We start from the raw sequence: 17,384 nt of genomic DNA, 5'->3' as shown, positions 1-17,384 counted from the left end.
CCCCCGCCGCGTTTCTGCGTTTCGCGCCTCGGCATCCCGCGAAACCGAGTTCGATCGACTAGAATAAGTGGGTGCGTGCAGCATGTCAAATACATTTGATAAACTGTCAGTGCTCGATTCGTTTATCGAAGAGGTGAAGAGCTACCTGCCAGAGATCGAGGCCAACCTTGACCGCCTGGCTCAGTCTCCCGGCGATATGGACGCTCTCGAAGAGACCTATCGCCGCACGCATACGATCGGTGGGTCGGCCTCGATGATGGACTTCCCCGGCCTGGCCCATGTGGCTCATGGCATGGAGGATATTCTGGGGGATGTGCTCGATGGCCTGGCTACCCTCGATGAACCTACGCTGGCCCTGCTGCGTCGCTCCCTGCGACGCCTGCATGTGCTGATCGATGGAATCCGCGACAATTCCGTTAACCAGGATGCCATTATCGCTGAGGACGACGCGGACTATAGCCGCTATCGCGCCCTCCAGGAGGCCGCCGGCAAGGTCGTTCCGGGTTCGGCAGCGATGGCCTCGGCCCCCTCTCAGTCGCCGGGGGAGCCGTCAAATCCTCAGATCCAGGCGCTCGCCCCAGAGCAGTATACGTATGAGTACCAGGATGATCGCGCAGATCAGCCAGGCTACCAGGGTCAGCCTCAGCCGGCCTATCAGGACTATCCTGACTCTCCGCACTACCACGCTCCCACGCAGTCTTCTCAGCGCTACGATCTCCAGGAGGGTGGTCTGGGCTTAGGCGAGTCCTACTCGTATCAGCAGTGGTCGCTGCCGGCCGCTGCTCCTTCTTCCCCTCAGTCGACGCCCCTGCCGGACTCGCCCTATCCGGCCGCCGATCAGGGTGGGTCTCTACCTTCCTTTGATGAGATGCTGGCGGCCTTTCGTACGCCCAGTGCCCCGTCCGATGAGGAACCGCTCTGGCCAGAAGATCCTGTACCTCTCCCTCAGCAGGCCCCCGAGACGCCGGCCTCTCCTGCCTCGCCCGCCCCGCCGGCGACTCCCAGCGCTCTGGATATGCTAGCGGCCAGCTTCCGCGGTCCAGAGAGTGGCCTTTCTTCTTCTTCTTCTTCTTCTTCTTCAGGTTCGGCTCCTGGGAGGGAGCAGTCGCGCCCCTCCCGCGCTCCCTCGCCGCTGGAGGAGCTGGTCAACCGCTTTACTGCTGCCCAGCCTGAAGCTCAAAGCCAGGCTATGCCGGCCGACACCAGCCCGGTTGCAGCCCCGGACCACTCGCAGCCAGAGCCACCTTCTCCTTTCTATTCACAGCCGGCTCCGCCTGCGTGGCAGTCATCTCAGCCATCGGCGCCGCCCGTGCAGGTGTCGCCTTCCTGGCCACAGCCCGCCATGGAGCCTGAACCCGCAGAGCCGGCCTCGGGACGGTCCGGAGAAGCTCCGGTCCTACCCGCCTCGGCTTCCCGTCTCTACAGCGATCTGCACCAGGAAGCTCACTCGCTTGAAGAGCAGGCTCAGACGCTCCATGCGCTTTTGGCCCAGCTGCGGCAAGCCATCAGCATTATCGAAGACCAGCGCAGTGAGTTTCGCAGCTTCCTCGACGGCTCGAAAGATGCCCTGGAGCGGATGGAAGACTGGGCGGGCCAGGCGATGGGCCTCAATCTGCGCAAAAGCCCCGAAAAGGTCCGCCGCTATCTGCCGCTCTCGGTGATGTGGGTGGTCAATACGAAGCTCAAGAAGATCCTTGAGTTGCTCTCTCGCATCACCAGCGGAGTCGAGACAACCGACGAGCAGATTCAGGCGACGCTGCGCCAGCTCCGCGGCTCGATTGAGGCTTGCGGCGACTTCTTAGAGCAGCTACCCCAGGCACTGACCCGTCAAGAGGCCGGTTGGACTCCCTGGCAGGTGCAGGAGGTGGCTCGCGATGCCGCTGGTCTGCGCGAGCGCGTCACCTTTGAGCGCCAGGGCGATTTGGCCACCTTGCGGGCCGAGTTAGAGGCCAAGATTCGTGAGGAGCTGCGCCGCGAGTATGAGCAGCGCCCCCTCTCCCTGGCCGCTCGGATGGAATTGGAGCGCCAGATCCGCGAGGAGGTGCGCCAGGAGTTTGAACGTCAGCGCCAGCTCCAGCACGAGATTGTTGGTCCTGACGGACAAGAGAGCTACGAAGAGCTGGTCAAGCGCTTACGCAATGAAATCGAGATCGAGGTGCGCCGCGAGTTCCTGGCCCAGCTCACCGGAAACGCCGACCTGGAGGCGGCCTCAAGCCTTTCGCAGGCGGGATCGGGCAGCGGCCCATTGCCGGCCCTGGAGATCCCGCGCGCTCAGGTCAGTCCGCCGCCCGTAGTTGCTCCGCCGCCTGTGCCTACCCCGGCCCCTGTCTCTTCCTCGGCCTCCAAAGCGAGTGGCTCGGCGGTGAGCGAGGGCACCGAATTCGGCGAGGAGGCCGCTGAGATCTTCCGGCTGGAGGCGGAGGAGCACCTGCAGACCATCAGCATGAACGTGGCCGCCCTGGAGAAGTCGCCCGAAGATCGCGATATTCTTCAGAGTATCCGACGCGCTACCCATACGCTCAAAGGGGCGGCGGGTATGATGGGCTTCCGCCTCATCGCCGATCTTTGCCATGTCTCCGAGGACCTGCTCGATAGCATCATGGAGGGACGAGTTGCCATCTCTCCACCGGTAATCGGCATTATCCTCGATACTGCCGAAACCCTTGATCGCCTCATCAACAATCGAGGGGAAGATCGAGCGACCCTGGAGGCGGCAGTGGCGGCCATGCGGGCCCGCTATGCCGAGCTGCTCGGCGAGCAGCAGCTCTCATCTCTGCCTCCCGAAGAGGAGCTAGAAAGCCTCCTTGACAGCGGCGAGGGACCCGATGGCTCAACCCTCTCGCGAACTGTGGCCGAGGGCGCTCCCTCTGCCGGTGAGTTGCTGATGCAGCGCGCGCCAGCCGCCGAGCTGAGCGTACGTGTGCGCCTGCAGAAGTTGGACGAGCTGGTGAACCTCTTCGGCGAATTGCTGGTCAACCGCAGCGCTCTTGAAGAGCATATCCAGCGCCTGATGCGCCTGGTCGCCGATGTCAGCATGAGTAGCGAGCGCCTGCGCGACGTGGGCCAGAAGCTGGAGAGTCGCTTTGAAGCGGCTACTCTGCCCAGCGGACGAGTGGTGCAGGTTCCTCCTGGCACCGCTAATGGCTCTTCTCGCCTGCCCGCTCTCCAGGCCGGACGCCCCGGCACCGGCGGCGGCGAGCCAGCTCACCTGGCCGAATTCGATGAGCTGGAGCTGGATCGCTATACGGAGTTCCATCAGCTGACCCGCGGCCTCAGCGAAGGCGTCTCCGATATGATCACGCTCAGCAGCGAGATGGAGGCGGTCATCCGTGAGTGCGAGAGCATCTTCGCCCGTGAGAGTCGCCTGAGCACCACCTTCCAGGACCGCCTGATGAAGACGCGCCTGGTGCCGCTCTCCTCGATGATTCCGCGCCTCTATCGCGCGGTCCGCTCGGTGGCCTTGAAGCAGCATAAGGAAATCAACTTTGTCACCGAGGGCGAGGACACCGAGGTTGATCGCACGGTCTACGAGGAGATCGCCGGCCCGCTGCTGCACCTGATGCGCAATGCCGTGAACCACGCGATCGAGGAGCCAGAGGTACGTGTGCGTAAGGGCAAGCCTCCCGCTGGCCTGGTAAAGCTCTCGGCCTCCTATGAAGGGAATCAGGTCGTGATTACGGTGCGCGACGATGGCACTGGCATCGATCCCGAGAAGGTGCGCCAGGCCGCCATCGCCCGCGGGCTGATCCGGCCCGATCAGGTCCTCGCGCCCAGCGATGTCATCGACCTGATCTTCCGTCCCGGTTTTTCGACCGCCGAGGTGGTCAGCGAGGAAAGCGGGCGTGGGGTGGGCCTGGATGTGGTGCGTGACAGCATCTCGCGCCTGCGCGCCACCCTGGAGGTCGACTCAACGCCAGGCCAGGGTACGGCCTTCACTATGAAGTTCCCGACCAGCCTGGCGATCCAGAGCGTGATGATGGTGCGTGTCGGCGATCAGCAGTACGCCATCCCGACGACCCTGGTCGAGGCCATCGGACGACTCGATACCTTTAAACGCACAACCCACGGCGGACGTCCAGCGGTCGTGGTGCAGAACGACGTCTATCCGCTCAGCCAGCTCGCTCACTATCTGAAGCTGCCCGCCGGTGAGATCGACGAGCGCTCGCCCTTGCTCCTGGTCAATACCGGACGCCATCGCGTCGCGCTGGTGGTGGACGAGGTAAAGACGCGCATGGATGTAGTGATGAAGAATCTCGGTCCTCACCTGCGGCACGTGCATGGCGTTGCTGGCGGCACGGTGCTCGGCAACGGGCGCGTGATTCTGATCCTGGAGCTAAACGAGCTACTCTCGGTGCAGCGCCGCGGCACGGCAGCTATCGCCGGGACGCTCTCGCAGCCGCAAGAAAGCCTGGCACCGGCGACGAGCGCCTCTGCCCAGGTGCCGGCCTCGCTGGCGGCAGCAGCCACGACGGTGACCGTCAACACCGGAGCGATGCCCGCGGTGCGTCCCCCGGTCTCGCCGCTCCCGACGCCTCGCATAGAGCGCGGCAGACATGTGCTGGTAGTGGACGACAGCCCAAGCGTGCGCCGCGTAGTCAGCAACATGCTCAAGCAACACGGCTGGGAAGTCCAGACGGCACGCGACGGTGTCGAAGCACTGGAACTGATCTCCAGCCAGCCGCCGGCGGCGGTCCTGCTCGATATCGAGATGCCGCGCATGGATGGCTATGAGCTGATGGCTACCGTCCGCTCTCAAGAGCAGTACCGTACTCTGCCGCTGGTCGTGCTGACCTCGCGTGCAGCCTCGAAGCATAAGCAGCGCGCGATGCAGTTGGGGGCCAGCGCCTACATCGTGAAACCCTATCAGGATGAAGAACTGATCTCAACCCTGAACCGCCTCGTTTATGGCGCCAGCGCCTAGCTCGGCGGGTAGCCCGGTGCGGTCGGTCGCCCGCACCCGGTCAGGCATCTCTTTGTCGCTGTGGTCTGGCTCAGCGAGAGTCCGAGCGCCGCGAGCGATTGATCCTCTGCTCCCCAGTCCTCTGGGAGCAGAGGACCATAGCCGCCCGCGCCAGGCCCTCAACGGTGCGGGCGCACTGGTTTGATCGACTGGCCTTGTGAACTCACAAGATCGATGACCTGGATGGCAGACAATGGGTGTAGAAAGAGCAGTAACCCGCTGGTATGTGCAATATCAGCGGCTGCTTGGCGAGATCGAAGGTCTAGAGCGCGCCCTGGCCGAGCAAGAGCCAAGAGAGGCCCAGCCGGCAGGTGGTGGGCAGGAGCGGGAGCAGCTTCTTGCCCGCCTGGAAGAGGCTCGAGAACGCTTGCGCCGCTTAGGACCCTGCCCTAAACCGATGATGGGCTAGCTGATTGTCTGGCTAGAGGGAATTGAGAGCTTATCGCGGTTGCCCATGAGCTGCTCCACCTGCCCTCGGCTCTACCGACTGGCTGACCGGTTTTGGGGCGCGACCCGGACGAGCGACCTGGCTGCCACTGGCCCTTCAGTGCTGGTCTGTGAACGGGCGGATGCAGGAAAGCAGACCAAGGTTACCAGGCAATCCGCCAGGTAAGCGAAACAAGCGAAAGGAGAGGATCGCGCCGCAGCCGGTCGGGATCAAGCCGTTGTGACAGCCTCGGCGATCAGGCCTCCCATCTCCTCAGTACCAACGATGGTTTTCCCTGCTTCCTGGAGATCCTCAGTGCGATAGCCAGCCTCGATAACCTGTTCCACTGCGCGCTCGACCGTCTGAGCCTCTGTTTCCAGACCGAGAGAATGGCGCAGCAACATGGCCAACGAGAGGATCGAAGCGATCGGGTTAGCCTTGTTTTGCCCGGCGATATCGGGGGCCGAACCATGAATCGGCTCGTAGAGACCGAAGGTCCCGTGCTCTGTCCGCCGGGTTCCCAGGCTGGCCGAGGGGAGCATGCCCATGGATCCGGCCAGCATCGAAGCCTCATCAGTTAGAATGTCGCCGAACATATTTTCTGTGACAATCACGTCAAAGCTGGCCGGACGACGGATCAAATGCATAGCGCAGGCATCGACCAGCAAATGCTCAAAGGCGATATCGGGATAGCTGGCAGCCACACGCTCGGCTACGCGGCGCCAGAGGCGCGAAGAACTCAGCACATTGGCCTTATCGACTGAGGTCACCTTCTTCTTCGGGCGACCCCGGGCCAGCTCAAAGGCCGTGCGTACGATCCGCTCGATCTCCCCTTCGCTGTAGAGCAGGGTATCGATTGCCTCCAGACCATCAGGAGTCTGGCGGATCTCGCTGGGCTTGCCGAAATAGATGCCGCCTGTAAGTTCGCGCACAACCAGCAGATCGGTTCCCTCAAGAATAGAGGGCTTCAGCGTGGAGGCATTCAGCAGTGCCTTAAACGGGCGTACCGGGCGCAGATTTGCGAACAGCTCCAGCTCTTTGCGGAGGCGGAAAAGGGCGCGCTCCGGCTGAACCTTGGAATTGGGACCTTCGTAGCGAGAGACGCCTCCCACTGCGCCGAACAAAATGGCATCGCTTTCTTGGCAGAGCCTCATAGTGGCGTCGGAAATAGCGTCGCCCTCGGCCTCGATGGCCGCGGCCCCGACGAGGGCCTGCCTTGTCTGAAAAGTATGGCCGAAGCGGGCACCGACCCGTTCCAAAACGCGCAGGGCCTGAGCTGTCACCTCGGGACCGATGCCATCGCCCGGCAGAACGGCGATCTTGTAAGTACCCAATGCTGGAATCCTCCCTGTACGATCTGAAGAAAAAGCAGCGAGCCTTGACCTTCAGTGTGAGGTCGACCTCCCCGGGATAGGGCAGGTAGCGGATAGGCCGCTATCCGTTGGGCGGACAGTGCCATGATAGCCGATTAGAGAGAGCAAGGCAAGGCAGGGCAAGGCAGATTAGAGGAGAGAAACGGAAGGAAGCAAGAGAGAGGGCAGCCGAGTGAGGGTGCGTCGGCGCCACGGCTGCCACCCCGCGAGGGCGCCCTTTTCTGGCGCCAATGGGTGAAACGTGCTATAATAAACTGCGGACCACAAGGCCAGGAGAAGCATCGCCCCTCCAAGCGAGGAACCCCTGTTCCAGTTCCGAGAGAGCAAGTCACCTCATTATTGGCGAGGGGCAATCAGTAGAGGAGCAATCATCTTATGAGCAATACGACAAGCCAGCAAGCGGGGGAGAAAGCCTCGGTACCCGGAACGAGGCGCAAGCCTGTTCCTATTGCCATGGCGACTGGCCCCCACGAATATACGCCTGGTGACCAGGAGCTACCGGTGGCGATTACAAGCCTCGCCGATATGCTCCAATGGGCCCAGAACTGGGCGCGCTCACGCTCGGTCTGGCCACTGGGCTATGGCCTGGCCTGCTGCGCCATTGAGATGATGGCCAGCGCCCAGTCGCACTACGATCTAGCCCGTTTTGGCTCGGAGGTCTTCCGCTCCAGCCCGCGTCAGGCCGATCTGATGATTGTCGCCGGCACGGTCTCGGTCAAGATGGCGCCACGCTTGCGCCTGCTCTGGGAGCAAATGCCCGAGCCGAAGTGGGTGATCAGCATGGGCCAGTGTGCCAACTCGGGCGGTGAGTTCTACGATAGCTACTACACCGTGCAGGGCGTCGATACCATTGTGCCGGTCGATGTCTATGTGCCCGGTTGCCCGCCGCGGCCAGAGGCACTCATCGAAGGGCTGCTCAAGCTGCGCGAGAAGATTCTCAAGCAGGGCCTGAAGGTGCGCGGCGAGAAGGAAGGCGAGGTGTAGCGCATGCGAGGGATCCTACAGGGAATGGGGCTGACCTTCAGCCACCTCTTCCGGCCCAAGGTGACACGGCTCTACCCGTACGAGAAGCCTAAGCTGCCACCACGGAGCCGCGGGCTGATTCAGCTGATTGCCGAAGAGGGACTCAAGACCGAGCTGAATCTCAAGTGCGAGGCCTGCCTGCTCTGCGAGAAGGCCTGTCCGCCGCGCGCCATCACGATCTCCTACGAGCCGCTGCATCGCTGGAAGGAACGGCCCTGGTTCCGTTCCTATATTCGTGAGGGCGCCGAAAAGTTCACTTCGCGCAAGATTCCTGAGGCGACCGGCATCTCCAAGGCCGGTTTCTATACGCCGCGCATCTCCGAATATGCAACTGACTACCCCAATCGCCCGGTCGCTCCCTGTGTAGCGATGCCGGTTAAAGACCACCTGGAGCCGGAGATCGATCTGCGCAAGGTAGACGAGCTGCTGGAGCAGTGGCCGCATGAGGCGGCGGCCCTGCCGGCCCTGCTAGATGCCGTCATGGAGCATTACGGCTATCTGCCCTTGCAGGCTGCCAAGCGGATCGTCCAGGCGCGCGGCGTCGATCTGAGCGATATCTTTGGAATCGCTACCCTCAGTCCGAAGTTTAAGCCCGCGCCAGCGGCCAAGGGAGTCAGGCGCGATGATCAGCCCGAGCGAGGGCTGGCACCCGATAAGCGCGGGGTGTGGGGAAATATTCATCATGTGAGGCAGCCAGATGCCTGAGTTCGATTCGGCCTATCGCGTTCTGCGACGGCGCGGCGAGCCTGATCTGCGCTCGCTCCAGAGCTACCGGCAGCAGGGGGGCTATAGTGCGCTCGAGCGCGCCCTGCATGAGCAAACACCTGAGCAGGTAATCCAGTTGGTGAGCGAGGCCCGTTTGCGTGGAAGAGGTGGCGCTGGACGCCTGACGGGCGAGAAGTGGCGTGTTGTGCGCCGTCAGCAGGAATCACCTAAGTATATCATCTGCAACGCCTACGATGCCGATCCCCGCTCATGGGCAGCGCGCTCCCTGCTGGAGCGCAATCCACACCAGGTGATCGAAGGGATCTTGCTGGCCGCCTATGCCGTTGGGGCGACGGAGGCCTATCTGATGACCCGCAGCCTGTTCCGCGAGGGGATCGAGGCGGTCCAGCAGGCCCTCGCCGAAGCTCTGGAGGCGGGACTGGTGGGCCGCGCCATTCTCGGCACGACCTTTCACTGCACCATCAACGTGGTGGGCTTTGACATCGGCTTTATTGGCGGTGAGGAGACAGTCCAGATCGCTGTCATCAAGGGCCGCCGTGGCATGCCCGAGCAGCGTCCCCCCTATCCGGCGGTCTACGGTCTGTGGGATAAGCCGACGGCCATTAACTCGCTCGAGACGCTGGCCAATGTCCCCTTGATTGTGCGCGAGGGGCCAGAGGCCTTTCGCCGCCTGGGGAGCCAGACAACGCCCGGTACGAAGGTGCTGACCATCTACGATGCCGTTCCCGACGCCGAGCCACGGGTGGTTGAGGTCCCCTTTGGAGCTAGCCTGCGCGAGATCCTGCGCCATGCAGGGATCAGCCGTCCCGATAGCGAGCTGCGCGCGATTGTTGTGGGGGGCGCCGAGGGCGGTGCGCTGCCGGTCAGCCTGCTCGATCTACCTTTCGACTTTGATCCTCTGGAGGAGGCCGGCGCCATCGTCGGGTCCGGGGTCATCGAGCTGCTGCCCGCCCAGACCTGCATGGCGGCCTGGGCGATGGAGCGCACACGCTACCTGAGCAACGAGTCGTGTGGCAAGTGTGTGCCCTGCCGCATCGGGGTCAAGCGCATGGCGGGCGTGCTCGAGGGCCTGATCAGCGACCTGGGTGTGCGCTCGGATCTCGATCTCCTGGACGAGCTGGCCGGCTACGTGCCCGACGGCTCTCTCTGTGGCTTTGGCATCCATGCCCCCAATGCGTATAAGACGGCCCGCCGCTACTGGCCGGAGCATTTCCAGCTGCATATCGAAGAGCAGCAGTGTCCAGCCGGAACCTGTGTGCCGGTGCGCTCCCATCGCTTCGTCACGAAGCATGTGCTGCCGTAGCGGGCCGGCACGGCTGTCGCTTCGCTTCTTCTTGCAGCTCAACGGTCGCTTAAACGGTCGGTCAAACAGTCGGTGTCTGGGACGCAAAGCGGCGTTCTGCCTCTGATCTGCGCGCTAATGCAGCGTGCCAGGCACGTTGTGAGACTGCTCACTCGAAAAGAGGCATATTCGTCATGGCACTATCAGTCAGAGATCGCTTCACGCCGCTTGCTCAGGATGGGCATGATGGGATGGTGCGCAACGAGGTGGGCCAGCCCAGCTTCACGCTGACCATCGACGGCAAGGTTGTGCGCGCGTACGAGAATCAGACGATCCTGAGCGTGGCGGAGGAGAACGGGATCGAGATCCCTAACCTGTGTAACGATGAGAAGCTGGAGCCGACTTCGGCCTGTCGTATGTGCCTGGTCCACATCGAGGGCTACGATCGGCCCCTGCCTTCCTGCAATACGCCTGCCCAGCCCGGGATGGTGGTGCGCACGCAATCGGATGAGCTGTTCCGCATCCGGCGCACCAACCTCGAAATGATTCTCTCGGACCATAATGCCTACTGCCAGCCTCCCTGCCAGGTCGATTGCCCGACCCATATCGATATTCCTGGCTATCTTGAGCTGATCGCCAAAGGGTCGATGAAAGAGGCGGCCCGCCTGGTGAAGGAGGTGCTACCTTTCCCCTTTATCCTCGGCCTGACCTGTCCGGCTCCCTGCCAGCAGGCTTGTCGGCGCGCCCTGGTCGACGAGGAGATCGCTATCTGCCGGATGCATGGCCATGCGGCGGAGACCTGCTTGCTTGATCCGCCGGTGCCCTTTGAGAAAGACCCTCCAACGGGCAAAAAGGTGGCCATCGTCGGAGCCGGTCCCGCCGGCCTGACCTGTGCCTACTATCTGGCCCTCAAGGGACACTACTGCAAGATCTTCGATATGCAGCCGCAGCCCGGTGGGATGCTGCGCTACGGTATCCCAGAGTATCGCCTGCAGAAAGATATGATGGACCGCGAGCTGAATCATGTCTGGCAGCTTGGGGTTGATCTGCAGTGCAATGTCAAGCTGGGCCGCGACTTTACCATCGATGATCTCTTTGCCCAGGGCTTTGACGCCGTCTTCCTGGCTATCGGGGCCTGGACAAGCAACCCGCTGGGGGCGCCCGGCGAGGACGCCGAGGGCGTGGTTAATGCCATCGCTTTTCTTGGCGAGAAGGTCGAAGGAAAACCTGTGCCGGTGAAGGAGGGCGCGGAGGTCATCGTTCTCGGCGGTGGCTTCACCACTTTCGACTGTACGCGCACTTCGCTGCGCCTCGGAGCCAGGGTCCATACGGCTTATCGCCGCTCGATCAAAGAGATGACGGCCACGATGGAAGAGATCGAGGACGCCGAGGCCGAAGGGACGGAGCTGCTCTTCTACGAGCAGGCAACGCGGGTCATAACAGACGAACATAACCGTGTTAAGGGCCTGGAGTTTATCAAGAACCGCCTGGGTGAACCCGATGCCAGCGGTCGCCGCCGTCCGGTGCCGATCCCAGGCTCCGAGCACGTGATCCCCTGTGATACCATCATTCCGGCTTATGGCCAGAAGCCCGATCGCTCGGTGCTCGATGAGCGGTCGGGCGTCAAATGGACCAAGTGGGGCACGATCCAGACCAACCCCCATAATCTGATGACCGATCGCCCCGGTGTCTTCGCCGGCGGCGATGCCCAGATGGGGGCCCGGACCATCATCGAGTGTGTCGCTCAGGGGAAGCTGGCCGCGCGCTCGATTCATGCCTACCTGAACGGGGAGGATATGAATGAGGTGGCGCGCCGCCTGGAGCTGGAAGAGCGCAAGCCTGACCTCTTCGACATCGTTCCGTACAAGCCCGTCGAACCCAAGGTCAAGATGCCCATGCTCCCCTACGAGGAGCGCAAGCGCAACTTCCGCATCATCGAAATGGGCTATCTGGAGGAACAGGCCAGGCGCGAGGCGGCCCGCTGCCTGCAGTGCGCCTGCCCGGCTGCCGGTCAGTGCGATCTGCAGCGCTATAGCATCGAGCATGGCCTGGTCGATAATCGCTTCCACGATGGCGAGCCGAGCGATTATCACGATTATGAGGTCGACCTGTCGCACAGCTTCATTCTGCGCGACCCCAATAAGTGTATCAACTGCACACAGTGCGTGCGCGTCTGCCACGATGTGATCGGGCCGGACTGCTACGGCATGTTCGGCAAGGGCTTCGATACGATCGTTTCGACACCCTTTAACATCAGCCTCCACGATACCGACTGCGTCTCCTGCGGCGCCTGCGTGCAGGTCTGTCCGACTGGCTCACTGATGATGGCCGAGCGCAAGCTGACACGCTACTCGTTTGCGCTGGACCGCTGCATCTTCTGCGGCGACTGCGTCGAGGTCTGTCCACATGGCGCGCTGGGCGAGACGCCGAACTTCGAACTGTCCTTCTTCAACCGCTTCGGCCCCGATGTGACGCTGGAGAAGGAGGACCTGGCCCTCGCTCCTAACTATCTGGTGCGCCAGCGCCTGCCTCGCGATAAGAAAGAGAAGCCGATGATGAGTCCGTTGGTGCGTCCGCTGCCGCCGCGCAGCATCCGCGAGTAGCCCAACCCGCTCATGCCCATCGAGCCAGGTCGCTTTGCCAGACGCTAGAGCTTACCTGGGCTTGCCCGTCCCGCCCACCAGCCATGAACTGGTGGGCGGGTTTTTTTTGATAAGCTGCGCCGTCGTTCGTCATATACAGTGATAAGCGTACAAATTGTGGATTTTTAAGTACAAAAAGTGCTCTACTTTTTGTGCGCTTCTCTATAGGGAGGTAGTTATGTTCACAGGAAAGCAGCTCAGGGAGTATCGACGTCGGCGACGCCTGACTCAGAAGCAGTTGGGGAAAGCTGTTTGCATGAGCCGCGATGCTATCGCCAAGATTGAGCTATATAACCGTGTGATCAGCGACATCCAGACGCTGAAGGCTCTCCAGAAGGCGCTGAACATCCCCTACGACGTCATTGGATTTATTCCTATCGATTGAGTGAGCAGCCAGAGGAAGGGCACCGGTCTCTCTCCCTCCGGCCCACTTCCTCTGGGCTGGCTCCTCCCCGTTTGTTCCCCTGGTTGCCCCGCCATGTCGGGATTCCTGACGCCTTGCCTCGCTTGGAGATCTGGCCTGGCGCTAACAAGCCAGTCGGGCCAGAACGGGCCGTGGGTTCCTGGCCTGTCTGACCTCAGCCTGACCTTAGAGATAGTGCTGCTTCAGGAAGGCAGTGAATTCGTGCATCTCCTGGCGGTACTCTTCCAGTTTGCGCAGCTGAAACTCATAAGGGGCCTCAAGGTAAAGGTCGATGTCCCCCTGGTTCTGCAGACGTGTATAGAGGCCGGTCGTCAGGATCAGATGACGATCGAAAGGCACCGCTCTTCCCGCGTAAAACTGGCTCAGGTACTCGATGAGTTTGGCGCGCAGCGGAGTTTGCTGGAGGCGAATCGCCCGCTGAACCTCGTGCAGGCGACAAACAAGGGCCTCAACCTGACTTTGGGCCTTGAGAAGGAGGTCCTGCTCGCTGTCCGGCTGGGCACGCAGCTCTGAAAGATGCTGATGAGCCAGGCGCACCTTGAGAACCAGGTCTTCTTCTTCCTGGACAAGGGCTTGAAAGGCTGCATCTTGAGGACCAATGTCAATCCAGGGCAGCCGCAGGCCGCGCCCCTCGTCAAGATGGCCGCCGCAAGACATGACGGTCGGAATGCCGACGGCGTTGAGCGTTACCACCGTCTCTAAAATCTCCTTGTCGATGCCTTTCCCCAGGCGATCGGTAACCGTCGAAAAATGTGTCATTAATGCTTCCCATTGTTCTGACATCGTATGCCTCCTTGGAAAGGAAATATTGCGATGTTGATTCGATTATAGTTGACTAGTAAATAATAAATTTTGATAGAGATATTATAAGACAGTGTGCCATAAATTCCCATAAAAATAGGAAAAAAGTAACTTTCCCATTTTGTGAAGCATAATTACACTCTATGGCAGAAGTATCGCCGGCTATGGCCGGAGAGAGAAATGGCTACGTCGGCGGGCCAAAAAAATCATGGTGATTGTTGCAGTAGCTTTAGCCAGACAGGAGGAAGTATGGACAACCAGGATGAGCGTGCCCAGTGGATGCGCGGTGGAGAAGAGGACGAGTGCAATATGTGTGGGGGGGCCGGCTATCTCGATCTCGAGAGAACCGTCCTCTGTCCTGACTGCCGTGGAACGGGGCGGGTCTCTGTCTATCTGCCGGACTTAGACAGCTAGAGAAGATCTTGCCAGTCTCTCCCACGGACTTGGGTTCCCTGGGGAAGGCCAGGGAGCCGCCAGACCTGGCCTTCCCTGCCTTGTGCTCTGCCTGTGCTCGGGTTAGAATAAACAAAGGCGTAGCAGTCAGGCGCCCTCCGGCAAGCAGACTGCTGCTGTGCGCCCTGCATTCATGCTCGTGTGCAAGGAGAGATAATGGCGAGAGAACGCAAGCTGCAGTTCCCCGAGGGTTTCCTCTGGGGCACGGCCTCATCGGCCCATCAGTGTGAAGGGGGCAACGTCAACAATCAGTGGTATCGCTGGGAGCAGCAGGGCCGTACCCTGACGGGCGAGCGCAGCGGGGCCGCCGCTCACTGGTGGCAGCAAGCAGAGCGCGATTTTGCGCTGGCCGAGCAGATGGAGAACAACGCCCTGCGCCTGAGCCTGGAATGGAGCCGCATCGAGCCTGAAGAAGGACAGTGGGATGAGAGCGCTCTGGAGCGCTATCGTGCCCTCCTGCGTGATCTGCGTCGGCGCCGGATGACGCCCCTGGTAACGCTGCACCACTTTACCGACCCCCTCTGGTTTGCCGACCGCGGTGGCTTTGAGCGAGAGGAGAATATCAGATATTTCGTGCGCTTTGTCCGCTTTGCGGTAGAGCACCTGCGCGACCTGTGCTCGTTCTGGTTGACCATTAATGAGCCGAACGTCTATGCCTTCCTGGGTTATCTCACCGGCGAATTTCCTCCCGGTGAGCGCAGTGCGCTCCGGGCCTTGCGCGTCTTACGCAATCTGATGGCTGCTCATGTCCAGGCTTTTTATGCGATCCGAGACATACAGCCAGAAAGCCAGATAGGCTATTGCCTGAATTATCGTCTCTTAGACCCTGCATGCCTCTATTCTCCGCTCGATCGCGCAGTGGCTGGCCTCCAGGACAACTTCTTCAACTGGCTGGCTCTGAGACTGGCCGAGGGGGAGAGCCTGGCTTTCCCCTTGCGAATGGTCCTGCCGGCGGTGCCGCTGGCCGCAGGGGCGCGAGATTATCACGGCATCAACTATTACACTCGCGACCTTGTTGCTTTTGATCCACGGCAGCCAGGCGAGCTGTTTGGGCGACGCTTTCCGCGCCCCGAGGCACCTATGCAGGACCCGGGGAGAGCCGGCTACTTTGGCGAGGTCTATCCCGAGGGTCTCTATCGGGTGCTGCGCCTGGTTTATGGCCGCACACGGGGTAATAAGCCGCTCTATGTTACCGAGCACGGCCTCAACGATGTCGAGGATCGTCTCCGTCCGCGGGCTATTTTGGAGCATCTGGCCATGCTGCACCGCGCTATTCGTGAAGGGCTGCCGGTGCGGGGCTATTTTCATTGGACGCTGGTTGATAACTTCGAGTGGAACGAGGGCTGGGGGGCCCACTTTGGTCTGATCGAGCTGCATCCCCAGACACAGGAGCGGCGCCCGCGTCCCAGCGCCAGCATGTTCGGAGAGATCTGCCGGGCCAACGCCATCACCGAAAGCATCGTCGAGCGCTACGCCCCTGAGGCCGCGGCCACCATCTTTGGCTCGACGCCTGCCACGGGCGCGGGAGCGCAGGTCCTAACCTGACCTGGTCGCTGCCTGGCCCGTGTCCCTCGCCCCTTACTGCTCACTCAGCAGCGCCCGCCGCAGCAGCGGATCGGGAGAAAGATGGGGAAATTGGCGTGTATAGCAGACCATGCAATAGTCGCCAACCAGCTCCTCGTCCTCACCCGTGCCATAGTACGTGATTGTATGTGGAGGGCAGGCGTAGTGCCCACAGGGGCGTAGCTCCGCCTGATCGCGATGCGGCAGGCTATGGGGAAACTGCTCAATATAGCACTCGTGTTGTTCGCTCATAGCTGTCTTTCCTCCAAGAATAAGCCGGAGCTTTATGCCTGACGGCGTGGTTGCTCGCCTGCGGCCCTTCTATATTACCAGAAAGGCCGCCTGCTATGGGCGCCTTGCCTCGTTGTCTTCGCCCATGCTACACTCTCTTTTGGTAAAGACTGGCAGCTCGCCAGTTTCCTATCAAGCTGCCAGTACTGGGAAGGTATGCGAGGAATGCAATGATGAAAAGCGCACTTATCTCTGAACTGCTCAAATTCCGCTTCGGCAGCAAAGTCTTTTGCTCCGATGGAGAATACGGTCTACTGGATGAGGTGGTAGTTGATGCGGCCCGGCGCAGTCTTACCCATGTCGGTGTGAGCCGGGGTCTCTTTGTGAAGAAGCGCTTCTATCTCGCTTTCAGCCAGGTCAGCCAGGCCTCCAGCGATGGGGTGACGCTGACGACCAGGCTGGCGACGCTGGAGCAGGAAGCGGTTCCTGAGCCGCAGGGGATCCGCCTCTCGGGGCGCAGCCTGGTTGAGGCCAAGGCTGCTCACCAGCATGGCACCTTGCTCCTGCTGGCCGTTCAGCCTGGGAGCGGGGAGATCGCCTATCTCGTTGCTCACAATCTCCCCAAGGGACAGGATACCCTCCTACGCGCCAGCGCCATTGCCGAGCTGACCGCGGGGGGTGTGAGCCTCAACATCTCAGCCGAGGAGCTGGCTGGACTACCCCCCTATCGACCCGATCGCGAGCTACAGCGCGAGGTCGAGGCGGTTCTGTTTGACCTCTATCCGCTGCACGTTGATCTGCGTGGAATCTCGGCGCGCGTGCTCGACGGCGTGCTCTATCTGGATGGCAACATCTCCAGCGCTCTGCGCGCCGACTTGGTTGAGCGCCAGGTAATGGGAGTACCAGGTCTGCTTGAGATCAGGAATAATCTGGTGGCCGATGATACGCTGGCCAGCCAGGTGGCGCTCGCTTTGGGATGCGACCAGCGTACCCGTGGCCTCCCGATTGGCGTCTATCCGCGACTGGGCGCTGTGCGGCTCAGTGGGGCTGTCCGTAGCGCCGAGCAGAAGCGAGTCGCCGAGGAGATCGCGCGCGCAGTACCCGGGGTTCGTCAGGTCATCAATGAGCTAACGGTCAAATCCTCTGCTGAGCGTTTGCCGGTTATGGCTTCCACCGGGGCCGAAGATGAGGATCTGGTGCCTGGTGGACGCTACGTGCGTCACACGAAGTGAGCCGTTCAGCGCTGCGGCTCTCACAGCTTCCCCGCCGTCCTGAACTGGCTCATCTGCCCGCTCTTCCCGCATGCCCGCATGTTTGGCTTATCTGGCCTGCCAGGAGCAAGGAAAGGCAAGCGGTTGGCCCTCGCTGTCCCTGGACTGGCATGAGGGAGTGGGCCGAAGGGAGGTTCCGGACCTGCGCTCCGGCTGTCTGGCGGAACTGGCTATGGACCAGCTCCGCCAGGCCCTCTTTCTGTGCCCT

13 protein-coding genes are annotated in these 17,384 nt (G+C 61.5%); 10 read left to right on the top strand and 3 right to left on the bottom strand.

Annotated features, from left to right (window positions below; genetic code table 11):
• Window positions 1–82 precede the first annotated feature (82 nt).
• Window positions 83–4,921, top strand: a complete 4,839-nt coding sequence (locus tag ACFMO7_RS17000; RefSeq protein ID WP_376796678.1) for a response regulator — start codon at window positions 83–85, stop codon at window positions 4,919–4,921.
• A 232-nt stretch (window positions 4,922–5,153) separates the two neighbouring features.
• Window positions 5,154–5,369 carry a hypothetical protein gene (locus ACFMO7_RS16995; protein ID WP_376796677.1) on the top strand — a complete coding sequence of 72 codons (216 nt, stop codon included), beginning with the start codon at window positions 5,154–5,156 and terminating at the stop codon, window positions 5,367–5,369.
• Window positions 5,370–5,617: 248 nt separating this feature from the next.
• Here the strand turns inward: ACFMO7_RS16995 and leuB are convergent, their stop codons facing one another.
• Window positions 5,618–6,721 (bottom strand): 3-isopropylmalate dehydrogenase, encoded by a 1,104-nt coding sequence (leuB, locus tag ACFMO7_RS16990; protein WP_376796676.1) that lies wholly within the window; start codon window positions 6,719–6,721, stop codon window positions 5,618–5,620.
• Window positions 6,722–7,213: 492 nt separating this feature from the next.
• Between leuB and ACFMO7_RS16985 the strand changes: the two genes are divergently transcribed.
• The 5 genes from ACFMO7_RS16985 (at window position 7,214) to ACFMO7_RS16965 (ending at window position 12,818) form a co-directional block, all read left to right on the top strand.
• Window positions 7,214–7,744 carry an NADH-quinone oxidoreductase subunit B gene (locus ACFMO7_RS16985; protein WP_170293117.1) on the top strand — a complete coding sequence of 177 codons (531 nt, stop codon included), beginning with the start codon at window positions 7,214–7,216 and terminating at the stop codon, window positions 7,742–7,744.
• 3 nt (window positions 7,745–7,747) lie between these two features.
• Complete coding sequence (locus ACFMO7_RS16980; RefSeq protein ID WP_376796675.1) at window positions 7,748–8,488, top strand: hypothetical protein; 741 nt, start codon at window positions 7,748–7,750, stop codon at window positions 8,486–8,488.
• Window positions 8,481–9,812, top strand: a complete 1,332-nt coding sequence (locus ACFMO7_RS16975; protein WP_376796674.1) for an NADH-quinone oxidoreductase subunit F — start codon at window positions 8,481–8,483, stop codon at window positions 9,810–9,812. The genes ACFMO7_RS16980 and ACFMO7_RS16975 overlap by 8 nt, the downstream gene beginning before the upstream one ends.
• Window positions 9,813–9,985: 173 nt before the next feature.
• A complete protein-coding gene (locus ACFMO7_RS16970; RefSeq protein WP_376796673.1) occupies window positions 9,986–12,394 on the top strand; it encodes an FAD-dependent oxidoreductase in 2,409 nt (802 codons plus the stop codon).
• A gap of 217 nt (window positions 12,395–12,611) precedes the next feature.
• A complete protein-coding gene (locus ACFMO7_RS16965) occupies window positions 12,612–12,818 on the top strand; it encodes a helix-turn-helix domain-containing protein (RefSeq protein ID WP_376796672.1) in 207 nt (68 codons plus the stop codon).
• Window positions 12,819–13,022: 204 nt separating this feature from the next.
• On the opposite strand, the gene ACFMO7_RS16960 is transcribed toward ACFMO7_RS16965, so the two are convergent.
• Window positions 13,023–13,640: a hypothetical protein gene (locus ACFMO7_RS16960; protein WP_376796671.1), complete on the bottom strand. Its 618-nt coding sequence runs from the start codon at window positions 13,638–13,640 to the stop codon at window positions 13,023–13,025.
• 267 nt (window positions 13,641–13,907) lie between these two features.
• Here ACFMO7_RS16960 and ACFMO7_RS16955 point away from each other — a divergent pair, with 267 nt between their 5' ends.
• Window positions 13,908–14,072, top strand: coding sequence for a hypothetical protein (locus ACFMO7_RS16955; protein ID WP_376796670.1), 165 nt, complete (start codon window positions 13,908–13,910; stop codon window positions 14,070–14,072).
• Window positions 14,073–14,267: 195 nt separating this feature from the next.
• Window positions 14,268–15,656, top strand: coding sequence for a glycoside hydrolase family 1 protein (locus ACFMO7_RS16950; RefSeq protein ID WP_376796669.1), 1,389 nt, complete (start codon window positions 14,268–14,270; stop codon window positions 15,654–15,656).
• A gap of 33 nt (window positions 15,657–15,689) precedes the next feature.
• Here ACFMO7_RS16950 and ACFMO7_RS16945 read toward each other — a convergent pair whose 3' ends face one another.
• Window positions 15,690–15,926, bottom strand: coding sequence for a hypothetical protein (locus ACFMO7_RS16945; RefSeq protein ID WP_376796668.1), 237 nt, complete (start codon window positions 15,924–15,926; stop codon window positions 15,690–15,692).
• A 209-nt stretch (window positions 15,927–16,135) separates the two neighbouring features.
• Between ACFMO7_RS16945 and ACFMO7_RS16940 the strand changes: the two genes are divergently transcribed.
• The gene (locus tag ACFMO7_RS16940) at window positions 16,136–17,137 is read left to right on the top strand and encodes a BON domain-containing protein (protein WP_376796667.1); all 1,002 of its coding nucleotides are present in this window, start codon (window positions 16,136–16,138) and stop codon (window positions 17,135–17,137) included.
• The last annotated feature ends 247 nt before the right edge of the window (window positions 17,138–17,384 follow it).

Origin of the sequence: Thermogemmatispora sp. (assembly GCF_042408735.1) — a bacterium.
Classification (GTDB): Bacteria; Chloroflexota; Ktedonobacteria; order Ktedonobacterales; family Ktedonobacteraceae; genus Thermogemmatispora.
The sequence above is the reverse complement of the archived record's forward strand: the minus strand, read 5'-3'. Positions and strand labels throughout refer to the sequence as shown.

Excerpts from the sequence above, each read along its gene's own strand:
- ACFMO7_RS17000 (WP_376796678.1), top strand. The coding sequence starts at position 83 with ATGTCAAATACATTTGATAAACTGTCAGTGCTCGATTCGTTTATCGAA.
- ACFMO7_RS16995 (WP_376796677.1), top strand. The coding sequence starts at position 5,154 with ATGGGTGTAGAAAGAGCAGTAACCCGCTGGTATGTGCAATATCAGCGG.
- ACFMO7_RS16985 (WP_170293117.1), top strand. The coding sequence starts at position 7,214 with ATGGCGACTGGCCCCCACGAATATACGCCTGGTGACCAGGAGCTACCG.
- ACFMO7_RS16980 (WP_376796675.1), top strand. The coding sequence starts at position 7,748 with ATGCGAGGGATCCTACAGGGAATGGGGCTGACCTTCAGCCACCTCTTC.
- ACFMO7_RS16975 (WP_376796674.1), top strand. The coding sequence starts at position 8,481 with ATGCCTGAGTTCGATTCGGCCTATCGCGTTCTGCGACGGCGCGGCGAG.
- ACFMO7_RS16970 (WP_376796673.1), top strand. The coding sequence starts at position 9,986 with ATGGCACTATCAGTCAGAGATCGCTTCACGCCGCTTGCTCAGGATGGG.
- ACFMO7_RS16965 (WP_376796672.1), top strand. The coding sequence starts at position 12,612 with ATGTTCACAGGAAAGCAGCTCAGGGAGTATCGACGTCGGCGACGCCTG.
- ACFMO7_RS16960 (WP_376796671.1), bottom strand. The coding sequence starts at position 13,640 with ATGTCAGAACAATGGGAAGCATTAATGACACATTTTTCGACGGTTACC.
- ACFMO7_RS16955 (WP_376796670.1), top strand. The coding sequence starts at position 13,908 with ATGGACAACCAGGATGAGCGTGCCCAGTGGATGCGCGGTGGAGAAGAG.
- ACFMO7_RS16950 (WP_376796669.1), top strand. The coding sequence starts at position 14,268 with ATGGCGAGAGAACGCAAGCTGCAGTTCCCCGAGGGTTTCCTCTGGGGC.
- ACFMO7_RS16945 (WP_376796668.1), bottom strand. The coding sequence starts at position 15,926 with ATGAGCGAACAACACGAGTGCTATATTGAGCAGTTTCCCCATAGCCTG.
- ACFMO7_RS16940 (WP_376796667.1), top strand. The coding sequence starts at position 16,136 with ATGATGAAAAGCGCACTTATCTCTGAACTGCTCAAATTCCGCTTCGGC.